Annotated in this window: 13 protein-coding genes; all 13 read right to left on the bottom strand. The window is 46.3% G+C overall.

Annotated features, from left to right (window positions below; genetic code table 11):
- Positions 1–4: 4 nt before the first annotated feature.
- The 13 genes from purD to GPW69_RS00205 all read right to left on the bottom strand — a co-directional run bounded on the left by purD (position 5) and on the right by GPW69_RS00205 (position 15,240).
- Positions 5–1,267 carry a phosphoribosylamine--glycine ligase gene (gene purD / locus GPW69_RS00265; RefSeq protein WP_074391022.1) on the bottom strand — a complete coding sequence of 421 codons (1,263 nt, stop codon included), beginning with the start codon at positions 1,265–1,267 and terminating at the stop codon, positions 5–7.
- Between the two features lie 134 nt (positions 1,268–1,401).
- Positions 1,402–1,680: a hypothetical protein gene (locus GPW69_RS00260; RefSeq protein ID WP_074391021.1), complete on the bottom strand. Its 279-nt coding sequence runs from the start codon at positions 1,678–1,680 to the stop codon at positions 1,402–1,404.
- Positions 1,681–1,794: 114 nt separating this feature from the next.
- The gene (purH, locus tag GPW69_RS00255; protein WP_074391020.1) at positions 1,795–3,342 is read right to left on the bottom strand and encodes a bifunctional phosphoribosylaminoimidazolecarboxamide formyltransferase/IMP cyclohydrolase; all 1,548 of its coding nucleotides are present in this window, start codon (positions 3,340–3,342) and stop codon (positions 1,795–1,797) included.
- Positions 3,343–3,351: 9 nt separating this feature from the next.
- On the bottom strand, positions 3,352–3,903 hold the full coding sequence (purN, locus tag GPW69_RS00250; RefSeq protein ID WP_074391019.1) for a phosphoribosylglycinamide formyltransferase: 552 nt from the start codon (positions 3,901–3,903) through the stop codon (positions 3,352–3,354).
- Entirely contained in the window at positions 3,900–4,922 is a 1,023-nt protein-coding gene (purM, locus tag GPW69_RS00245) for a phosphoribosylformylglycinamidine cyclo-ligase (RefSeq protein WP_074391018.1), read from the bottom strand. The genes purN and purM overlap by 4 nt, the downstream gene beginning before the upstream one ends.
- Before the next feature lie 56 nt (positions 4,923–4,978).
- Positions 4,979–6,433: an amidophosphoribosyltransferase gene (purF, locus tag GPW69_RS00240; protein WP_074391017.1), complete on the bottom strand. Its 1,455-nt coding sequence runs from the start codon at positions 6,431–6,433 to the stop codon at positions 4,979–4,981.
- 2 nt (positions 6,434–6,435) lie between these two features.
- The gene (locus GPW69_RS00235; RefSeq protein ID WP_074391016.1) at positions 6,436–10,155 is read right to left on the bottom strand and encodes a phosphoribosylformylglycinamidine synthase; all 3,720 of its coding nucleotides are present in this window, start codon (positions 10,153–10,155) and stop codon (positions 6,436–6,438) included.
- A 12-nt stretch (positions 10,156–10,167) separates the two neighbouring features.
- Positions 10,168–10,875: a phosphoribosylaminoimidazolesuccinocarboxamide synthase gene (gene purC / locus GPW69_RS00230; protein ID WP_074391015.1), complete on the bottom strand. Its 708-nt coding sequence runs from the start codon at positions 10,873–10,875 to the stop codon at positions 10,168–10,170.
- A gap of 117 nt (positions 10,876–10,992) precedes the next feature.
- Complete coding sequence (locus tag GPW69_RS00225; protein WP_014637254.1) at positions 10,993–11,241, bottom strand: phosphopantetheine-binding protein; 249 nt, start codon at positions 11,239–11,241, stop codon at positions 10,993–10,995.
- Positions 11,234–12,241, bottom strand: a complete 1,008-nt coding sequence (gene plsX, locus GPW69_RS00220) for a phosphate acyltransferase PlsX (RefSeq protein WP_044756061.1) — start codon at positions 12,239–12,241, stop codon at positions 11,234–11,236. Before plsX ends, GPW69_RS00225 begins: the two co-directional genes overlap by 8 nt.
- Entirely contained in the window at positions 12,238–13,020 is a 783-nt protein-coding gene (recO, locus tag GPW69_RS00215) for a DNA repair protein RecO (protein WP_024385103.1), read from the bottom strand. The genes plsX and recO overlap by 4 nt, the downstream gene beginning before the upstream one ends.
- Complete coding sequence (locus GPW69_RS00210) at positions 13,007–14,185, bottom strand: pyridoxal phosphate-dependent aminotransferase (RefSeq protein WP_029172090.1); 1,179 nt, start codon at positions 14,183–14,185, stop codon at positions 13,007–13,009. Before GPW69_RS00210 ends, recO begins: the two co-directional genes overlap by 14 nt.
- A gap of 86 nt (positions 14,186–14,271) precedes the next feature.
- Positions 14,272–15,240 carry a ribose-phosphate diphosphokinase gene (locus tag GPW69_RS00205; protein ID WP_002935337.1) on the bottom strand — a complete coding sequence of 323 codons (969 nt, stop codon included), beginning with the start codon at positions 15,238–15,240 and terminating at the stop codon, positions 14,272–14,274.
- Positions 15,241–15,242 lie beyond the last annotated feature (2 nt).

The raw sequence follows: 15,242 nt of genomic DNA, 5'->3' as shown, positions 1-15,242 counted from the left end.
TCCCTTATTTTACGGCCTTGCTTCCAATATCTGTCCGATAAAAGAGGCCTGTCGTCTCTTGATTTTTCAGCTCCGAGTAAATTTTCTCTTGGGCTTCTTGGACGGTATCTGCTGTGGTGACTAGCATATAAACCCGACCGCCGTTTGACAGCAGTGCTCTGCTATTTTCCGCAAAACGAGCCCCTGCATAGTAGGTCGTGATGTCACCCTCGGTCTTCGCTGGCAACTCTACGCCTTTTTCATAGTCCAGAGGATAGCCGTTTGATGCCACGACAACGCCCAGCGTCACGCCGCTTTCCAGCCAAGTCAGCTGGGTCGAGCGTTTGTGGAGGATGTCGTCGATGTTCTGAGCAAAGTCAGAGGTCAAGCGAGGTAGGATAATCTGAGTTTCTGGGTCTCCAAATCGAGCGTTGAACTCAATGACTTTAGGACCTTGATCGGTCAGAATCAAGCCAGCATAGAGCACGCCCAAATAAGACCGCCCCTCCGCAATCATGCCGTCCAGAATAGGCTTGACAATGGTGTCAACCGCTGTGTCCACCACGCTTTGAGGCAGGTGGGGAACAGGAGCGTAAGCCCCCATACCGCCTGTGTTGGGACCTTGATCGCCGTCAAAGGCACGCTTGTGGTCCTGGGCTGTCGGCAGGATATAGAACTGGTCGCCGTTGACCAGAGCAAAGAGGGAAAACTCCTCACCTGCCAAGAACTCCTCGATGACCACGCGGGCACCTGAGTCGCCGAATTTGTTGTCCAAGAGCATCTCCCGTGCCGCTTCGACCGCCTGCTCGACGGTTTCCGACACGACCACACCCTTGCCCAGTGCCAAGCCGTCCGCCTTGACCACGATTGGAGCCCCCTGCTCTTCGATGTAGGCCTTGGCTTCTTCGAAGTTGGAAAATGTGCCAAAGGCTGCTGTTGGAATGCCGTATTTGACCATGATTTGCTTAGCAAAGTCTTTTGACCACTCCAGCTCCGCGGCTAGACGACTCGGACCAAAAGCTTTTAGTCCCGCCTGTTCAAAATCATCAACGATACCTGCTGCCAAAGCATCGTCTGGACCAACAAAAGTCCATGCAATGTCATTTTCCTTAGCAAAGTCAATCAGAGTAGAATGTTCGGAAATACCGATATTCACCAATTCAATACCGTCCAATGTCATTCCATCGTTTCCAGGAGCGACAAAAACCTGTTCTACCTGCTCAGACTCTAACAATTTCTTTGCGATAGCATGTTCACGACCACCAGACCCAACAACCAAAAGTTTCATGTTTCACACCTCAAAAACGGATTTTCTATAAACAGTATAGCAAAAATAGACGGATTTTAATAGAAAGAACAGAAGAATGTTCGGGAATAGAAAAAGCTCACCGAGGTGAGCAAATTATCTAAAAAAATGTACTGTTATTGAATAGTAGTCTCTACTTGCCTAGCCTCCTCTTTTTCCAACTGCTCCATTTCAGAAAATAATTTACTAGCTACATTATCGATACGATTCATAACATCTTGTAAGTTGGTGTGAAGGGTATCTGTAATGTTATGAAGGTGGATCCGTACCAAGTCACTGTTTTCTGGTTTGTTAAAAGAGTGTAGTAAATCTACAGTAGCAACCTGTAAACGCAAGTTTTCTGTGGCTACCCCCAGTTCCAATCCCAATTCACTAAACTGATTTTTATTTAACATTGCTATTATCCTCACTTTCATATTTATGAGAACAGCTTAACGTACTAGACTGAAAATATTCTAAAAAACCACCCCAACTTCTCCAGCTAGGGTGCTATACTTATTCCAAAATCCTCAATGTCTAAAATGTCTGACTCCTGTAAAGACCATGGTCAATCCGTACTTGTTGGCCATGTCAATGGAGTCTTGGTCACGGACAGAGCCACCTGGTTGGATAATGGCCTTGATGCCTGCGGCAGCGATTTCTTCCACGTTATCAGCAAAAGGGAAGAAGGCATCCGATGCCAAAACAGCTCCTTCCAAACGGTCCTTGGCCTGCTCGATGGCGATACGGACGGAAGCCACACGGTTGGTTTGCCCTGGTCCCACGCCCAAAGTCATCTTGTCATTGGTGATGATGATGCCGTTGGACTTGACGTACTTGGAGGACTTCCAAGCGAACTCCATAGCCGCCCACTCTTGATCGGACGGTTGACGATCGGTCACCACCTGCCAGTCCGCTGGGCTTTCCACCACCACGTCCTGATCCTGCACCAAGAGCCCGCCGACAACGCCTGTGAATTCCTTCTCAACTTCGCTCGCATCCTGTGCGTCAAAGGCCAACTCCAAAATCCGAAGATTTTTCTTTTTATTGGTCAAAATAGCTAGCGCTTCTGCCGAGTAGCTCGGCGCGATGATGATTTCTAAGAAAATCGGGTGCATCTTTTCAGCCGTCGTAGCATCTACTTCTCTGTTCAGTACGACGATGCCTCCGAAAATCGACACTGGATCAGCCTCATAAGCGTAATCCCAAGCCTGTTCAATGGTTTCTGCCTGCCCGATACCACAAGGGTTCATGTGTTTAAGAGCCACAACAGTTGGACGGTCCTTGAAATCACGGATAATCCGAATGGCCGCATCCGCATCACGAATGTTGTTGAAAGACAGCTCCTTACCATTTAACTGCTTAGCAGCTGCAATAGAATAGTCTGTTGGCAGGGCATTTTGGTAAAAATCCGCATTTTGCTGGGGATTTTCTCCGTAGCGCATAGGCTGATTGAGGTCATAAGTAATGGTTAATTTTTCAGGCTTATCTTCGCCTACTTGCTTGGTAAAATAATCTGCTATTAGGGCATCATAAGCTGCGGTATGACGGAATACCTTTGCAGCCAGTCGCTGACGTGTTGCATAGCTCGTTCCCCCCTGCTCTGCAATTTCCCCTAAAACCGTCGGATAATCTGTCGGATCCACTACAACTGTCACGCTGGCGTGGTTCTTGGCTGCCGAACGAAGCATAGAAGGACCACCGATGTCAATATTCTCCACCGCCAAATCATAGGTCACATCTGGACGTAAAATAGTCTCTTTGAAGGGATAAAGGTTAACCACTACCAAGTCAATCAAGCCGATTTCATGGTCGCTGGCTGCTTGTAGGTGGCTGTCCAAATCCCGACGTGCTAACAAACCACCGTGTATTTTCGGATGAAGAGTCTTGACACGACCGTCCATCATCTCAGGAAAACCTGTCACATCGTCAATGGCGATGGTAGTTACACCAGCCTGATCCAAGGCAACTTTGGTACCACCGGTGGAGATAATTTTCCATCCAAGTTTGGTCAATTCCTGGGCAAACTCCACAATGCCCGCCTTGTCTGATACGCTAATTAACGCACGTTTTGTCATGATTTCTCCTTATTTTCTCACTACCCCTAACTCCTCCAATACTGCTGGATAGAGTTGGTATTCTGCTTCATGTATTCTAGCTTCGAAGGTTTCCAGGGTATCCTCAGCCAGTCTGGGTACACGGACTTGTTTGATAATTTGTCCTGTGTCAACGCCACTATCAACCCAGTGGACTGTTACGCCACTTTCAGACACACCTGCCTGCCAGGCATCTTCAATCCCATGAGCTCCTGGAAATTCAGGCAAGTAGGCGGGGTGGATATTGATAATCCGACCTTCATACTGAGCCAGCAGGGTTGGTCCCACAATCTTCATATAACCTGCCAAGACCACCAAGTCAATCTGGTGCTGGTCTAATAGTTGGATAAGGGCTTCTTCGTAGGCCTGCTTATCCGCAAACTCTTTTAGTTCAAAAGCAAAGGTTGGTACACCTAGTTTTTCAGCCCGTTCCAAGACATAGGCATTTCTACGGTCTGAAAAGACAAAAGCTACTTCAAACTGCTCTGCGATGACCTGGAAATTAGATCCATTGCCTGATGCAAACACTGCTATTCGCTTCATTTGATGACCACACTCTTGTCTTCCTTGGCGATGATGCGACCAACGGTGTAAACTTCCTCGTCAACTAGTTGACAGACACTGTCAATCTTGTCTGGACTGACTGCCAGGACCATTCCGATACCCATATTGAAAATTTCAAACATTTCTTCATGTTTGATGTGGCCGTATTTTTCAAGAGCTGTAAAGATTGGGAGGACCGGAATCTTATCTTCTTCAATCTCAGCTGCAAGATTATCAGCAAACATACGGGGAACATTTTCAATAAAGCCACCACCTGTGATGTGGGCAATCCCGTTGACCAGCCCTGCTTTTACTAAAGGCAATACCTGCTGGACATAGATGCGGGTCGGCTCTAAGAGGACATCCTTCAGAGCTCTGCCATTGAGCTCTGGCAACAGAGCGTCGCCAGAAACATCCGCAAAAACGCGACGGACCAGGGAATAGCCGTTGGAGTGGATGCCGCTGGAAGCTAGGCCGAGGAGAATGTCGCCCTCCTGGACTTTACTGCCGTCGATAATCTGGGATTTCTCCGCAATGCCGACGGCAAAGCCAGCCAGGTCATAGTCATCCTCTCCGTACATACCAGGCATTTCAGCTGTTTCACCGCCAATCAGGCCGCAACCAGCTTGGACACAGCCTTCAGCCACACCGGCTACCACCTGCTCCAGCTTGGCTGGCTCATTTTTTCCTGTCGCGATGTAGTCGAGGAAGTAAAGTGGCTCCGCACCTGCAGCGATGATGTCATTGACACACATGGCCACGCAATCCTGGCCAATCGTGTCGTGCTTGTCGTACTGAATAGCCAACATGAGCTTGGTACCGACACCGTCTGTTCCTGATACCAAGACTGGCTCTTTAACATCCAGTTTGGTCAGATCAAACATACCGCCAAAGCCACCAAGAGCTCCCATAACACCCAAACGTTCTGTCCGAGCCACGTGCTTCTTAATGCGTTCAACAACTTCATATCCAGCTTCGACGTCAACACCCGACTGGGCGTAGGCATTTTTATTTGTCATTTTGATTCCTTTCAACAGTTTACAGGTCTGTCAAGTAACGTTGACACCTCTGTCACTTACTTGACGTTTTCAATGTAGAAACTCGTTTTCTCTTCTAGGCTACGGAGATATTCTTCCTCATAGTCATAGAGAGGCGTTGGAAATTCTCCATCAAAGTAGGCCACACAGAGCCCGCCTTTTGGCGCATCGGTTTCGATGCCTATGGCTTCAATCATCCCCTCAAGAGAAAGGTAGGTCAGACTGTCTGCCCCAATAATCTCACAGACTTCCTCAACGGTATGGTTGGCTGAAATCAGCTCCCGACGGGTCTGAATATCAATGCCATAGAAACACGGGTACTTGAGTTCTGGGCTACCGATAGCCACATGAACTTCTTTTGCCCCAGCATCACGAAGAAGCTGGACAATGCGGCGGCTAGTTGTACCGCGAACAATAGAGTCGTCAATCATAACCACGCGCTTGCCTTTGACAACACTTGAAACGGCTGACAACTTCATGCGAACCCCCTGCTCCCGCAATTCCTGGGTCGGTTGAATAAAGGTCCGCTGGGTATATTGGTTTTTAATTAGCCCCATTTCATTTGGCAAACCAGATTCCTCTGCAAATCCCATAGCCGCAGATAGGGAAGAGTTTGGCACACCAACGACAATGTCTGCTTCCTGTTGAAATTCCTGGGCCAAACGACGACCCATGTTTTTTCTGGCCGTATGGACATTGACCCCGTGAATTACCGAATCTGGGCGAGCAAAATAGACATACTCCATAGAGCAAACTGCCAGTTGCGTATCTCTTGTATAGCTATCATATTGAATTCCTGAATCATTAATGACGACAATTTCACCAGGCTCCACATCTCGCACCCAGTCAGCCCCCACTACTTCAAAAGCACAAGTTTCGCTGGCAACTACCCAGGCACCATTTTTCATCCGACCGATTGACAGGGGACGGAATCCATTTGGATCCAAGGCAGCAATCAGCTTGTCCTCTAGCATGATGAGGTAGGCAAAGCCACCTTTAACAGTATTGAGGGCTTCCTTGATTTTTCCCATAAAGTCTGGATTGTGACTGCGGCGAATCAAGTGCATGAGAATTTCAGTGTCAGAAGAAGAAGAGAAAATGGAACCATTTTTTTCAAGTTCATCCTTCAAACTAACCGCATTGGTCAAATTCCCATTGTGTGCCAAACCCACCTGCATATCTGCAAAATCAAAGAGGAAGGGCTGGATATTATTGATAGAAGCAGAGCCAGAAGTCGCATAGCGGACATGACCAATGGCAGCCCTTCCTGTCAAGGCTTCTAAATCTGCTGGATTTTTGAAGACTTCTGCAATCAGACCTGTTCCACGATGGCGACGCAAATACTCACCATCATTGGCTAAAATCCCTGCCCCTTCTTGACCTCGGTGCTGCAAACTATGGAGACCAAAATAAGTAACCTGAGCAGCCTGCGGATGTCCCCAAATGCCGAAAACACCGCATTCTTCATTGAGTGATTTAACTTCGTATGTCATATTTATTTTCCTGTAAAATAGCGAACCGCTGAAACAAAGAGTTCTTGGTCTTTCTTACCTGGAATGTTTTGGAAAAGACCGTCCTCATACCGCTCTGAATGTCCCATTTTCCCGATAATCTGACCGTTGCGACTGGTAATGCCCTCAATGGCATGGCTAGATCCATTTGGATTGTACTTAGAATCCATGCTTGGCTGACCTGTAAAGTCAACGTACTGGCTGAAAATCTGACCATTATCCCGCAAGATAGCGAACTCCTCGTCCGTCACTACAAATTTTCCTTCCCCATGAGAAACTGGGATAGCGTGAATATCGCCGACTTGGACACCTGCCAACCACGGAGAGTTGACATTGGCAATCCGTGTCTCCACCATTTTGGCAACGTGCTGGTTAGCATCGTTGTAGAAGAGGGTCGGACTGCTTTCACCCGCCTCCTCAAAGTTTCCATACGGCAACAAGCCCGATTTGACAAGGGCCTGGAAGCCATTACAGATACCGATGATGAGGCCACCTTTTTCGATGAATTTGTCAATAGCAGAGCGGACCTTGGCGTTTCGTAAGATGGTCACGATAAACTTGGCAGACCCGTCTGGCTCATCCGCAGCCGAGAATCCCCCTGCGAAGAAAAGAATGTGTGCCTTGTCAATGTTGTCAACCATTGTGTCAACTGACTTTTCAATACTCTCTGCATCCAAAGTCACAAATGGAACAAGATTGACTTTTGCACCAGCCTGTTCAAAGGCCTTGGCAGAATCATATTCTGAGTTGGTACCTGGGAAGACTGGAATGTAAACCACAGGCTCCTCGATAATCTCTTTAGCCTGAATAACTTCTGTATTGGCTACCGCTGGAACTTCTTGGAGCTTTGTGTCCTGTTCAAATTCTGTTGGGTAAACCTCTTCTAACTTACCTTCAAAGGCTACCTGTAAGTCCTGCCCTGCTAGGTTGACACCGTTGACAAGGAGTGTAAAGTCAGCGGTGGTTTGTCCAATTTTCACAGCATCTAGAATGTCTTCTTTCGATGTAAAGACAAATCCGCCAAGCTGACCTGTCAAGCTGGTTTCAAGATCTGCAAGTTCGACTCTTGCTCCGATTTGGTTTCCAAAGGACATGAGGGCTAGACTTTCTAGAACTCCACCGTACTTGACTGCACTAGCAGCCGTAATCGCATGAGCGCTCTGCCATTTTTCAAAAGTCTCAAAATTAGACTTCATCAAGGCAAAATCAATGTCCTCCGATAAAATCTGACCTGGCAAGTAGTAAATGTGCTCGCCAGCCGTCTTGAACTCAGGCGAGAGGACCTTGCGGCTGTCTGCTGTGGTCACGCCAAAGGCAACCAGGGTTGGCGGAACTGTCAAGTCCTCAAAGGTACCAGACATGGAATCCTTGCCACCAATAGACGGCAAACCAAGCTGGATTTGAGCCTCGATAGAGCCCAGAAGAGCTGCTACCGGCTGACCGAAACGATCCGCCTGCTTGTCCATGCGTTGGAAGTATTCTTGATAGGAGAAGCGAGCCTTGGACCAGTTGGCGCCTGTTGCCACCAAGCGAGCCGTCGCTTCGATGACCGCGTAGGCTGCAGCGTGATAAGGAGACCAGTCTGCCAGATAGGGATGATAGCCCTGAGCCATGACAGAGGCCGTTGTGGTCACACCATGTTGGACAGGTAGTTTCTGTACAGAACTTTCTGTCGGTGTCAGCTGTTGGCGACCTCCGAGTGGGTGGTTGACGGTTGAACGACCAACAGATGAGTCAAAAATCGTCTGCAAACCTTTCTGACTAGCATGGTTGAGGTCTGAAAGAAGGTCTTTCAAGTCCTCCTGTAACGTTTCAACGGAAGTTCTACGTGTTTCTGGTAGATTGACAGGACTGTCAACTACCTTGGCATCGACGACTACACGGACACCGTTGGTATCAAGGAAGGAACGTTCCAAATCAACAATGGTTTGTCCATTCCAAGTCATGACTAAGTTTGGTTTTTCCGTCACTTTGGCTACGACAACCGCATGGATATTTTCCTGACGACAAGCTGCGATGAAGGCGTCTACATCCTCTGGACGAACAACGACGCTCATCCGCTCCTGCGACTCTGAAATAGCAATTTCTGTTCCGTTCAAGCCTGCGTACTTGAGTGGAACCTTGTCCAAATCAATTTCAAGACCATCTGCTAACTCACCAATGGCTACGCAAACACCGCCCGCACCGAAGTCATTGGATTTTTTAATCAAGCGAGTCACGGCACCATTGCGGAACAAACGCTGAATTTTGCGTTCTTCAATGGCATTTCCTTTTTGGACTTCCGCACCTGCTGTTTCCACAGACTCGACTGTCTGTACCTTGGACGAGCCTGTTGCCCCACCGATACCGTCGCGACCTGTTTTGCCTCCTAACAAGATAACCACATCGCCTGCGGCTGGTTTTTCACGGACCACATTTTCCTTAGGAGCTGCACCGACTACGGCACCCAGCTCCATGCGTTTAGCGACAAAGCCTGGGTGGAAATATTCACGCACATAGGTGGTCGCAAGACCGATTTGGTTACCGTATGAAGAATAACCATGTGCTGCTGTTTTAGAAATGATTTGCTGTGGCAATTTCCCTGGGCGAGTAGCCGTCAGAGGCTGGGTAATATCACCTGCACCTGAAATCCGCATAGCTTGATAAACATAAGAACGACCTGACAAAGGATCACGAATGGCTCCACCGATACAGGTTGCGGCTCCACCGAAAGGCTCGATTTCTGTTGGGTGATTATGGGTTTCATTCTTGAACATGAGGAGCCACGGCTCTTTTACGCCGTCCACATCCACTTCAATCTCCACCGAGCAGGCATTGATTTCATCCGACACTTCCATGTCATCCAGACGACCGTTGGTCCGCTCATAGCGACCAAAAATGGTCGCCATATCCATAAGCGTCTGCGGCTTGTCTGTCCGACCTAATTCTGTTCGCATCGCCAGGTACTTGTCATAGGTCGCCTGCAGTTGCTTGTGGAATTTTGAAGCTGAAAAGTCAATAGACCTCAATTCGGTTTCAAAAGTCGTATGACGGCAGTGGTCACTCCAATAGGTATCCAAGACCTTAAGTTCTGTCTCAGTTGGAACTCGCCCGATTGACTTGAAATAATCCTGAATAAAGAGCAGGTCTTCCACTTCCATAGCCAAGCCAGCCTCACGCTTGTAAGCCGCAAATTCTTCCGCCCCATAGCTATCAAAAAAGTCCAAGTTTGGAATAGTCGCATCTGACACCGAAAACTCTTGGGCTACCAAAGGAGCATCCAAGTCCTTGAAACGCGAATCCACAGGGTTCAGCAAATAGTTCTTGATAGCAGCTAACTCTTCTTCCCGCACATCGCCATTCAAGATATAGAGCTGACCTGTATTGACACGCACCTCCTGACGACTGCCCAATAAGAGAAGGGCCTCCTGACTGCTGGCAGCTCGCTGATCAAACTGCCCAGGAAGAGCCTCAATCGCAAAATAAGCAGCCTCGGCCAAGTCCAGTTCCGCTTCCGACAAGACCTTGTCCGTCACCTGCTCAGTAAAGATATGCTTGATCGCCTGCTCCAGCAAGTCCTCCTCAAGATTGAAAACATCGTACACCTGCACCAGACGTACACTCGTCAAACTTGTCAACTGTAAATTATGGGTCAACTCCTTACGAAGAGCCTCCGCCTTAACCTGAAAATCCGCCTTCTTCTCAACAAAAATCCGCTTCGCCATTTTTTCCAATCCTTACTTCACTTCTTGTAACTTTGCCAATACGACCTCGTAAACCTCGGTCAACTCCCCGAGACCCCGACGGAAAACATCCTTGTCCAGATGATTGCCATCCGCATCCCACAAACGACAATTATCAGGAGAAAACTCATCCGCCAATAAAATCTGACCAGACGAGTCAACCCCAAATTCTAGCTTGAAATCCACCAAAGTCAGCCCAATCTGTGTAAACAAGTCCTTCAAGAAGCCATTGATTCGTCTTGTTTCTTCCTTGATATAGGCGATTTCTTCTGAACTAGCTAGATTAAGGAAAAAAATATGTTCATCGTTGATAAAAGGATCGTCCAATTCATCTTTTTTATAGTAAAATTCTACGATAGGAGTAGGTAAGGCTATCCCTTCCTCCACCCCGAAGCGTTTTGAGAAAGACCCAGCTGTCACATTTCGCAAAACAACCTCAAGAGGAATAATCTCCACCTTCTTATTCAACTGTTCCGTATCCGACAAACGCTTGATAAAATGCGTCTGGGCACCCGCTTCATTCAATTTTTCAAAAATCAAAGAGGAGATCAGATTATTGAGCCGGCCCTTACCCACAATCTGTTCTTTCTTACCACCATTAAAAGCCGTCGCCTGATCCTTATAAACCGCAACAATCTGGTCGCTGTCAGCCGTTGCGTAGATGTCTTTGGCTTTTCCTGAATAGAGAAGGTCTGTTTTCATGAGAATGTTCGCCTTTCGTAAAATATTCTAGTCTTTTCGTTTATTCTAACATACAACATTCGCATTCACAACCAATTTACGGTTATTTAGGAAAAAACAAAGAAAAACGCCCGTAAACTACGAACGTTTTTTTACTTCTTCATAAATAAAATCAACAATATCAGATAGGACCTCAAAATGCTCAATAGCAGCATCTGGGACATCTACATGAAATTCATCCTCCAAATTAAGAACAAATTCCATGATTTCTACTGAATCTGCTGCAATATTATCTGCCAAAGTAGATTCAGGTTGAACTTGAAAATCTTCCCCCTTCTCATCCTGAATCAATTCAACAACCCGCTGATAGACCTGCTCTCTAGTCATGACTTTCCTCCACTACTGAAAATTTGGCCACTGATTTTTCAACAATACCAGCCTCCAAAATCGAACGCGTCTGCTTGATCGTATAGAAAATTGACTGAGCATCGCTGGATCCGTGCGCCTTGATGACAGGTGCTTTCAGACCAAGCAAGACAGCACCACCTGCAGTTTTATAGTCCATAGCCCCCAAGGCCTTTTTCAAGGTTGGCTTGACCAAAAGACCACCCAATTTAGCACGCAGACCGCCATTCTTGATTGAGCCCGTCAACTGACCAACGATGGATTTTGCTGTCCCTTCGACTGTTTTCAGCACAGCGTTTCCCGTGAAACCATCCGTCACGACCACATCCGCCACGCTGTTAAGCAACTCGCGCGCCTCCACATTGCCAATAAAGTTAATCGACTTGTCTTCCGCCAAGAGTTTATAGGCTTCTTGGTGAACTGGCGTGCCCTTGGTATCTTCCGTACCGTTGTTCAAAAGTCCCACACGAGGTTGTTTGACACCACGCACGTGCTCCGCGTAAAATGAACCAAGAATACCATACTGATAGAGGTGATGAGCTGTATTTTCAGCATTTGCCCCCAAGTCCATCATATCAAATCCCTTACCGTCCATAGTCGGCAAGGTAGACATAAGACCAGGACGGTCGATGTTCTTGATGCGACCGACCACAAAGACGCCTGCCGCCAAAAGAGCACCTGTATTTCCAGCTGACAAGACTGCATCTGCCTGACCATCCTTGACAGCCTTGGTCGCTAGGACCATAGAAGCCTCTTTCTTACGACGAATAGCCTTGACAGGCTCATCATCTGAATTGATTTTCTCCGTCGTATGGACAATGCTGACACGCTCTGTCACTGTCAAATACTGCTTGATTTTAGCCTCATCACCATAAAGTTGAATCTCAATATCTGGAAAGGCAGCCAAGGCTTGATTGACACCTTCTACCACTGCCTGAGGGGCATGGTCCCCACCCATAGCATCTACTGCAATACGTTTCATTCTGTTTCCTCATTTTCTGTTCTTGGTTTCATAATCTGCCCCCAAGAAGACAAATCATCTATAAATTTCTTGGATTTCAAGTGAATCCCCACATATTCCTCGTACAGCTGGTCAATAAAAAGCCGTAATTTTCGCTTCATCTCAGGCTTGATGGAAATGGTTTCCAGCTCATCAAAGGAAATAGCCTGAAATTGATCAAGTAGATAGGGAACATTGGGATCCAGATAAGCCCGTCGCTCATCTTGTTGATAGTGTTGCGGACACAAGACACCGCTGTACTTGTAGGAATAGTCGAAAGGCAAGCCAACCCGATGACAAAAAGCACACTCGTGAAAATTCAGACTGATCCCAAATCGTCCCAAGAGTTGAATTTCAAAGATATTGGTCAAAATTTCATAGTCCAAACCCGACTCCATCAAATCTAAGGTCTTGACCAAAAATGCAAAGAGGGCTGGGTCATAAACCTTATCCTGCAAGGCCGCATCTGCCAAGGCCAAGATATAGGTAGCATAGCTAAGCTTGAAAATATCGCCGTTAATATTCTTAAATGGCTGTACCTGATGAAAATCTTCGATATAAGACAGACCATCATCATTGATTTTAACGATAAAATCCGCATAGGTCAAAGGCTGGATAGAAGCTACCAGCTTGGACTTAGAGGCATGTTTCACAAAAAACATTCGCTTGCCAGCCTTCTCTGTAAAAATCTTGACCAGCTTGTCATCTTCTCGAAAATTCCGATTGTAAAGGACTAATCCCCTAGTTTCAATTCGTTCCATTTTCTTCCAGATATTCCTTCAAACGAACCATAGCTGTTTGAATTTTCTCCATACTTGCTGCATAGGAAATTCGCACATAGCCTTCTCCATACTGACCGAAGGCCGCACCCGGAATTAAGGCCACCGCTTTCTTTCTCGCAAAGTCTTGCAAGAAGCTAAAGGAATCTTGATTGTAACCCGCAGGGATTTTTGCAAAGATGTAAAAAGCTCCATCAGGCTTGATAATTTTAAAGCCCAAGTCCGTCATCTTCTCGATGATGTAATCCCTACGCTTGATATACTCCGCCCGCATTGGCAGAGCATCATCCTTACCATTTTTCAAGGCCTCAACCGCACCATACTGCATAGCAGTTGACGCTGCAGTCACGAGATATTGGTGGCTCTTGATGATTTGAGCGATGATGGGAGCCTGACTCATAATCAAGCCAATCCGCCAACCTGTCATGGCATGGGACTTGGACAATCCCTGAATCAAAATGGTCTGTTCTGGCAAAAACTCCGCAATCGAAGTATGGGGCTGGCCAGTATAAGTCAACTCCGCATAGACCTCATCTGATAGAACAAAGACAGGATACTTACGCAAGACATCCGCAAAGGCCTGAATCTGCTCACGTGAGTAGGTCACTCCCGTTGGATTGGCAGGATAGTTGAGAATGACAGCTTTTAGCTTATCCCCCTGCTCAATAATCGCCTCTTCCAACATCTCAGGTGTCAACACAAAATCATTTGCCGTCGTATCGATTTCAACAATGTCTGCTCCCACCATATTGACAATCGGCTCATAACCAGGATAGGCAGGGGCAGGTAGAAGTACCGTATCCCCAGCTTCTAAAATAGCAACTAAACTCGCTGATAGAGCTTCTGTCGCACCGATTGTAGAGAGGATTTCATTTTCTGGATTATAGTGTAAATTATATTTTTCAGCCACAAACTCAGCTGCTGCTTGGCGCAACTCCAAAAGACCAGCCATACCAGTATAATAGCTCTGGTTAGCATCGATTGCAGCCTTAGCCGCTTCTTTAACATGATCAGGCGTTGTAAAATCAGGCTCTCCCAAGGTCAGTTTCAAAATCCCTGGAACATCCGAAATAGACTGATCAAACTGACGAATCATCGAAACCTCAATCCGATTCAAATTCTTATTAAAACGATTTAATAAATCCATTCTACCACCTCAAAAACATATAAAACTATTATAATACATTTTGAAAATAAATGTAAAAAAGAAGAGTCATTTGACTCTCCTCATACCTATTTAACACGACTTGCCTCAAACAAAGGTGACAAGGGACGTTTTTCATGAATACGAATAATCGCTTCCGCTAATAATTCTGCCGTTGAAATATGTTCGATTTTATCGATTAAGCGATCTTCTGCAATTTCAATTGTATCAAGAACAACCAATTTCTTAATTGCTGACTTACTAATGTTATCCATAGCAGGCCCTGACAATACTGGATGCGTACATGAAGCATAAACAGCTGTTGCCCCTGCATCTGCCAAAGCATCCGCTGCATGACAGATGGTACCCGCAGTATCAATCATATCATCAATCAAGATACAAGTTTTATCCTTAATATCTCCAATAATGTTCATCACTTCTGATGTATTCATCTTATCAACACTACGACGTTTATCAATAATAGCAATCGGTGTCTTCAAGAACTGTGCTAACTTACGGGCACGTGTCACACCACCATGGTCAGGTGATACAACAACATAGCCATCACCTACCATACCACGACGCTCAAAATAATCCGCAATCAATGGAGCACCCATCAAATGATCAACAGGAATATCGAAGAATCCCTGAATCTGCGCAGCATGTAAATCAATTGTCAACAAACGATTGACACCCGCTGTCTGCAACATATTAGCTACCAATTTTGATGTAATTGGTTCCCGTGCACGAGCCTTCCGATCTTGGCGTGCATAACCATAATAAGGCATTACTACGTTTACTGATTCAGCAGATGCACGTTTAAGAGCATCAACCATAATCAAAATTTCCATTAAATTATCATTAACTGGTGAGCTAGTGGATTGAAGAATGTACACATGAGTTCCACGAATGGATTCCTCAATATTTACCTGAATTTCACCATCTGAAAATTGACGAACACTTGATTTTCCAAGAGGAATTCCTATTTTTTTCGACACCTGTTCAGCTAACTTCTGATTTGACGAAAGAGCGAACAATTTTAAGTCAGTAAACGCCATGA

The organism is Streptococcus suis (assembly GCF_902702775.1).
GTDB lineage: Bacteria > Bacillota > Bacilli > Lactobacillales > Streptococcaceae > Streptococcus > Streptococcus hashimotonensis.
The sequence above is the reverse complement of the archived record's forward strand: the minus strand, read 5'-3'. Positions and strand labels throughout refer to the sequence as shown.

Bases quoted from the DNA above. Each gene is read 5' to 3' on its own strand.
- purD (WP_074391022.1), bottom strand. From the start codon at position 1,267: ATGAAACTTTTGGTTGTTGGGTCTGGTGGTCGTGAACATGCTATCGCA.
- GPW69_RS00260 (WP_074391021.1), bottom strand. From the start codon at position 1,680: ATGTTAAATAAAAATCAGTTTAGTGAATTGGGATTGGAACTGGGGGTA.
- purH (WP_074391020.1), bottom strand. From the start codon at position 3,342: ATGACAAAACGTGCGTTAATTAGCGTATCAGACAAGGCGGGCATTGTG.
- purN (WP_074391019.1), bottom strand. From the start codon at position 3,903: ATGAAGCGAATAGCAGTGTTTGCATCAGGCAATGGATCTAATTTCCAG.
- purM (WP_074391018.1), bottom strand. From the start codon at position 4,922: ATGACAAATAAAAATGCCTACGCCCAGTCGGGTGTTGACGTCGAAGCT.
- purF (WP_074391017.1), bottom strand. From the start codon at position 6,433: ATGACATACGAAGTTAAATCACTCAATGAAGAATGCGGTGTTTTCGGC.
- GPW69_RS00235 (WP_074391016.1), bottom strand. From the start codon at position 10,155: ATGGCGAAGCGGATTTTTGTTGAGAAGAAGGCGGATTTTCAGGTTAAG.
- purC (WP_074391015.1), bottom strand. From the start codon at position 10,875: ATGAAAACAGACCTTCTCTATTCAGGAAAAGCCAAAGACATCTACGCA.
- GPW69_RS00225 (WP_014637254.1), bottom strand. From the start codon at position 11,241: ATGACTAGAGAGCAGGTCTATCAGCGGGTTGTTGAATTGATTCAGGAT.
- plsX (WP_044756061.1), bottom strand. From the start codon at position 12,241: ATGAAACGTATTGCAGTAGATGCTATGGGTGGGGACCATGCCCCTCAG.
- recO (WP_024385103.1), bottom strand. From the start codon at position 13,020: ATGGAACGAATTGAAACTAGGGGATTAGTCCTTTACAATCGGAATTTT.
- GPW69_RS00210 (WP_029172090.1), bottom strand. From the start codon at position 14,185: ATGGATTTATTAAATCGTTTTAATAAGAATTTGAATCGGATTGAGGTT.
- GPW69_RS00205 (WP_002935337.1), bottom strand. From the start codon at position 15,240: ATGGCGTTTACTGACTTAAAATTGTTCGCTCTTTCGTCAAATCAGAAG.